This is a genomic window from Bradyrhizobium sp. STM 3809, assembly GCF_000239795.1.
Lineage (GTDB): Bacteria > Pseudomonadota > Alphaproteobacteria > Rhizobiales > Xanthobacteraceae > Bradyrhizobium.
Window position 1 is genome coordinate 1 of record NZ_CAFJ01000053.1, and the last position, 5,465, is coordinate 5,465.

The window sequence follows — 5,465 nt, forward strand, 5'->3', positions numbered from 1 at the left end:
TGCCCGCCACCCTCTCCCACAAGGGGAGAGGGTGCACCGTCACCGCGGATTCCCCGTCGCTTCCAATAGCAACAGATCAAGCGACACACGCCGATCGTGACTTGAGGAGACACTGAATGGCGCTTGCGCGTTCCCGCCGGGGTGACTCCGGCATGAACTACTGGCCGGGCTTCGTCGACGCGCTGTCGACGCTCGTCCTGTCGATCGTGTTTCTGCTGACCGTGTTCCTCGTCGTGCAGTTCTTCCTGTCGCAGGAGGTCACCGGCAAGGACAAGGCGCTGGAGCAGCTCAACGCCAAGATCGCGCAGCTCAACGAGATGCTGTCCTTGGAAAAGCTCGGCAAGTTGTCGCTGGACGACCAAGTCGCGCAGTTGCGCGCCGGCCTGTCGAACGCCGAGGCGGAGCGCGACCGTATCAAGGGCCTGTATGACGGCCTCGCCAACGCCGGCAGCAATGCGACCGGCCGCGCCAATGAGCTGAACCGGGCGCTCGAATCCGAGAAGCAGGTCACGGCGCGGGCGCTGGCGCAGATCGAGGTCCTCAACCAGCAGATCAGCGCGCTGCGCCGCCAGCTCGCTGCGCTCGAGGACGCGCTCGACGCGTCGGAGAAGCGCGACAAGGAATCGCAGAACCGCATCGCCGATCTCGGCTCGCGGCTGAACGTCGCGCTGGCGCAGCGGGTGCAGGAGCTGACGCGCTACCGCTCGGAGTTCTTCGGCCGGCTGCGCGCCATCCTCGGCAACCGTCCCGACATCCGCGTCGTCGGCGACCGCTTCGTGTTCCAGTCCGAGGTGTTCTTCGACACCGGACAGGCGACGCTGCTCCCGGAAGGACAGCAGGAGCTGAACTCGGTGGCGACGGCGCTGATCGACCTCGACAAGCAGATCCCGGCCGAGATCTCCTGGGTGCTGCGCGTCGACGGCCACACCGACGTCCGCCCGATCAACAGCCCGGTGTTCAAGTCGAACTGGGAGCTGTCGTCGGCGCGCGCCATCTCGGTGGTGCAATATCTGATCTCGCTCGGCGTGCCGGCGCAGCGCCTCGTCGCCGCCGGCTTCGCCGAATTCCAGCCGCTCGACACCGCGAACACGGAAGAGGCCTTCCGCCGCAACCGCCGCATCGAATTGAAGCTGACGGAGCGGTGACGTCGCGCTTCACCCTGCGCTCCTACCGCGCCGCCGACGAGGACGCGGCGATCGCGCTGTGGCAGGAGACGTGGCAGCTCGCCTACCCCGCGATCGACTTCGCGGCGCGCGTACCGTGGTGGCGCGCGCGCTGGCGGAGCGAGCTGGTGCCGAAGGCCGAGGTGATCGTGGCCGAGGCGAACGACACGCTCGCCGGCTTCGTGACGATCGATGCATCGGGCTATCTCGATCAGCTCGTCGTCTCGCCCGGGCATTGGGGCTCGCCGCTGGCGACGCATTTGGTCGATGCCGCGAAGCAGCGATCGCCTGGCGGCATCACGCTGCTGGTCAACAAGGACAACGCCCGCGCCATCCGCTTCTACAAGCGCAACGGCTTCATCGACGCCGGCGAGGACGTCAATCCGACCTCGGGCCGGCCCGTGCTGCGGATGGCTTGGACGCCTTAGTCGCAGATGCACCGCCGCCAGCCAGACCCTCCGCCGTCGTCCCGGACAACCGAGCGAAGCGAGGGCAGATCCGGGACCCAGACGCCGCAGCAGATGTGTGGCGAAGAACGATGTGGCAAGTTTCGCCTGCCAAACATTCGACCGGGGTTATGGGTCCCGGCGTTCGCCGGGACGACAACGAATATGCGGCGAGCTGCAACTACACGCCGCGAAACAGCACGCCGATGGTCAGCACCACGAAGGCGATCGCCAGTGCGTCGAAGGCGTGCGCCGTCGACAGCAGCGGGATTGAGGCGTGCATGTAGTGCGCGAGCATCGCGACGAGCGCGAGCACCAGCGCGATGGCGAAGATCACGAAGGACGGCGGCGTGAGGGCAAAACTGCCACGACGATAAGGCATGTCCGTTGCTCCTGCGGGGTTCAGGCACGCGTACGATCGACGCGCACGCTCAGTTCCGGCAGGGAACGTACAAAGCCGAAGAAAGGTTGCAGCCGCCGCGGCGAGAATTCGCAGTGTTGCCGGGCGCCCACATTGTTGCCGAAACTACACGGTCTCGAACTGCAACCGCGCCAGGCGCGCGTAGAGGCCGTTCGCTGCGACCAGCGATGTATGCGTGCCCTGCTCGACGATACGGCCGCGGTCCATGACCAGGATGCGGTCGCACGAGAGGACGGTCGCAAGGCGATGTGCGATCACCAGCGTGGTGCGATTCTTCATCAACCCTTCGAGCGCGGTCTGCACCAGGGTCTCGCTCTCGGCGTCGAGCGCCGAGGTCGCCTCGTCGAGCAGCAGCAGCGGCGCGTCGCGCAGGATGGCGCGGGCAATCGCAATGCGCTGGCGCTGGCCGCCGGACAGGGTCACGCCGCGCTCGCCGAGCTGGGTCTCGAACCCCTCCGGCAGGCGGCGGATGAACTCGCTGGCATGGGCGAGATCGGCAGCGCGCTCGACCTCGGCATCGGTCGCCTCGGGGCGGCCGAAGCGGATGTTCTCGCGCGCGCTCGCGGCGAACACCACGGACTCCTGCGGCACCAGCGCCATGCGCTCGCGCACCTTGCGCGGGTCGGCGGCGCGGACCGGCACGCCATCGACCGAAATGACTCCGGACGCCGGATCGTAGAAGCGCAGCAGGAGATGAAACAGCGTGCTCTTGCCGGCGCCCGAGGGTCCGACGATCGCGACCTTCTCGCCGGCGCGGATCGCGAACGACACGTCCTCCAGAACGCGGACGTCGGGACGGCTCGGATAGGCGAAGCTCACGCGGTCGAAGCCGATATCGCCGCGCGCCGGCTCGGGCAGCGCAGTGGGATGTGCCGGCGCGGTGATCTCCGGCTTCACGTGCAACAGTTCGAACAACCGCTCGGCGGCGCCCGAAGCAGCCGAGACCTCGCCCCAGACCTCGGAGAGCTGGCCGAGGCCGGCGGCGGCGAAGGCCGCGTAGAGCACGAACTGGCCGAGCCGGCCGGCGCTGATGTTGCCGGTCAGCACGTCATGCGAGCCGACCCAGAGGATCGCAACCACGCTGGAGAACACGATGAAGATGATGATCGCGGTGAGCACGCCGCGCGCCTTGGTCGAGACCCGCGCCGCCTCATAGGCCTGCTCGACCTCGCCGCCGAAGCGCCCGGCCGCGAGCTTCTCGCTGGTATAGGCCTGCACCGTGCGGATGGCACCGACCAGCTCGGACGCATAGGCGGAGGCATCGGCCAGCGTATCCTGGGCGTTGCGCGACAGCCGGCGGACCCAGCGGCCGAACGCGACCAGCGGCAGCACGATGAGCGGGATCGCCAGCAGCACGAACCCGGACAGCTTCGGGCTGGTGAAGACCATCATCGCGGTGGCGCCGAGAAACAGCAGCAGGTTGCGCAGCGCGATCGAGACCGAGGCGCCGGCAGCCGACTTGATCTGCGTGGTGTCGGCGGTGAGCCGGGACACCAGCTCGCCGGAGCGCGCGGAATCGAAGAAGGACGGCGACAGCGACATCAGATGCGCGAACACGTCGCGGCGGATGTCGGCGACGATGCGTTCGCCGATCGTCATGACGAGGTAGTAGCGGGCGGCGCTGGCCAGCGCGAGCACGGCGACGACCGCGATCATGACGCTGAAATAGCTGTTGATCAGCGCGATGCCCTTCGGCGTGAAGCCGAAATCGATCATGCGGCGGACCGCGACCGGCACCAGCAGGGTGGTCAAGGCGGCGACGGTCAGCGCGACCAGAGCGAGAAAGGCGCGGATCCGGTAGCGGGCGATGTAAGGCGCGAGCGCCAGCAGCGGGCGCAGCTTGGAGCGGCGAACCGGGGCGTCCGGTTCGGTCAGCGCCTCGACCGCTGCGACGGCGTCCTGCACCGCCTCCTGCGCCGAGGGGGCTGCGCTCTGCCGCTCGTCAAGCCGTTCCACTGCACTCATGGGGTCACCTGGGGTCACCTGAGAATTCATCCAATCTGCCGTCGTGATAGGCCCGCCGCACCTCGCTTGGCAAATCCGGAAACATACCAAGGTGGGGGCCCTGAGACGCCGCCTTGTTGGGCGACCTTGGCTTGTTTTGGGCGGGACCTTGGGCTATAGAGCGCGCCAATTGTCCCCCTTCAGTGACGACAGGATCAGGCGCGGCCGCGCTTCCTCATGTCGTCGCATCACGCCGCAGGATCCGTCATGAAAGCCGATATTCACCCGAATTATCATACGATTACGGTCGTGATGACCGATGGCACCGAGTACCAGACCCGCTCGACCTGGGGCAAAGAGGGCGACAAGCTCAACCTCGACATCGACCCCAAGTCGCACCCGGCCTGGACCGGCGGCACCCAGCAGATCATGGACCGCGGCGGCCGCGTGTCGCGCTTCCAGAAGAAGTTCCAGGGTTTCCTCAAGAAGGATTGATGCCGCGTGAGCCGCCTCGGCGCGGCTCCAGGCCGGCCCTGACCCCAAGCCCACAGCAAAACGCCCCCGGACACGGGGGCGTTTTTGTTTGGGGCCTATTCTCTCTGGACCAGGATGGCTCGGCCGGGACCGAGCCGTCCCCGATCACTGCTCGAAGGCCGCCTTCAGCCGGTTCAGGTGCGGAACCAGGGGATTGCCGATCGCGCTCTGGTCCGGCGGCGGCGAATGGATGGTGGCGTCGAGGCGGCGGACGCGGCCCTGCAGGCTCATCGATCGCGCGATCAGCTCCTGCAGCTGCTGCGGCAGCTTCTCCAGCAGGTCGGCCGGGCCGGGATCTGCGGCGGTCAGCTTGACCTTGGTCTTTTCGCGGTTGGCTTGGCCGAGGGTCATCTCGCCCTCCTTCACCGCACGATGCAGCAGCAGCCAGGAGGCGAGCTGCATCAGGCGCGTGGTGAGGCGCATGCTCTCGGTCGCGTAGGTCAGGCTGACGGCGCGGTCCAGCGCCTTGGCTTCATTGCGGCCCTCGCCATCGAGATAGGCGGCGGTCTCTTCGACCAGATCCATGCCTTCCCGGAACAGCGCGCCGAATGCAGCTGAATTGGTGAGCCGCTCATTGAACTGAACAAGAGCGCCATCGCCCAGCAAACGGTCCGACATGGTTAACGCCTCTTATACGCGACTGATGACATCATCCGGCAACCGCACCGGTATGATGAACAAATCATTGCGCGGCCGGTTTCGAGAGTCCAGCAGCAACGCCTAATATGGTTTCCACGGCGTGGGATGCGCCGTGCCCGCCTACCATCTGCGGCTGCAGCACCGGCTGATACGGCCGAGTCACTGCGGCTGATCAGTTAGCAGACACAATCACGGCAATAGTGTGCGGCCGGAGGAGTACGCTGTTATTCTCCCGCAATTGCACACTGTGCAGGGATCAGTCGATGGATGAGCGAGACCGTCTCCTCAAGGCAGACCCGCGACCATCGTTCCTCGCCA

At 66.7% G+C, this 5,465-nt stretch carries 6 protein-coding genes; 3 read left to right on the forward strand and 3 right to left on the reverse strand.

What is annotated here, in order from left to right; all coding sequences use genetic code 11:
• Positions 1–116: 116 nt before the first annotated feature.
• Positions 117–1,145: a peptidoglycan -binding protein gene (locus BRAS3809_RS02350; RefSeq protein ID WP_008960497.1), complete on the forward strand. Its 1,029-nt coding sequence runs from the start codon at positions 117–119 to the stop codon at positions 1,143–1,145.
• A complete protein-coding gene (locus BRAS3809_RS02355) occupies positions 1,142–1,591 on the forward strand; it encodes a GNAT family N-acetyltransferase (protein ID WP_008960498.1) in 450 nt (149 codons plus the stop codon). The genes BRAS3809_RS02350 and BRAS3809_RS02355 overlap by 4 nt, the downstream gene beginning before the upstream one ends.
• A 199-nt stretch (positions 1,592–1,790) precedes the next feature.
• Here the strand turns inward: BRAS3809_RS02355 and BRAS3809_RS02360 are convergent, their stop codons facing one another.
• Both BRAS3809_RS02360 and BRAS3809_RS02365 read right to left on the reverse strand, forming a co-directional pair.
• Positions 1,791–1,991: a hypothetical protein gene (locus tag BRAS3809_RS02360; protein WP_008960499.1), complete on the reverse strand. Its 201-nt coding sequence runs from the start codon at positions 1,989–1,991 to the stop codon at positions 1,791–1,793.
• A gap of 144 nt (positions 1,992–2,135) precedes the next feature.
• Entirely contained in the window at positions 2,136–3,995 is a 1,860-nt protein-coding gene (locus BRAS3809_RS02365) for an ABC transporter ATP-binding protein/permease (protein ID WP_008960500.1), read from the reverse strand.
• Between the two features lie 246 nt (positions 3,996–4,241).
• Here BRAS3809_RS02365 and rpmE point away from each other — a divergent pair, with 246 nt between their 5' ends.
• Positions 4,242–4,469, forward strand: coding sequence for a 50S ribosomal protein L31 (rpmE, locus tag BRAS3809_RS02370; protein ID WP_012046762.1), 228 nt, complete (start codon positions 4,242–4,244; stop codon positions 4,467–4,469).
• A 144-nt stretch (positions 4,470–4,613) separates the two neighbouring features.
• On the opposite strand, the gene rcdA is transcribed toward rpmE, so the two are convergent.
• A complete protein-coding gene (rcdA, locus tag BRAS3809_RS02375; protein WP_008960502.1) occupies positions 4,614–5,126 on the reverse strand; it encodes a protease adaptor protein RcdA in 513 nt (170 codons plus the stop codon).
• Positions 5,127–5,465 lie beyond the last annotated feature (339 nt).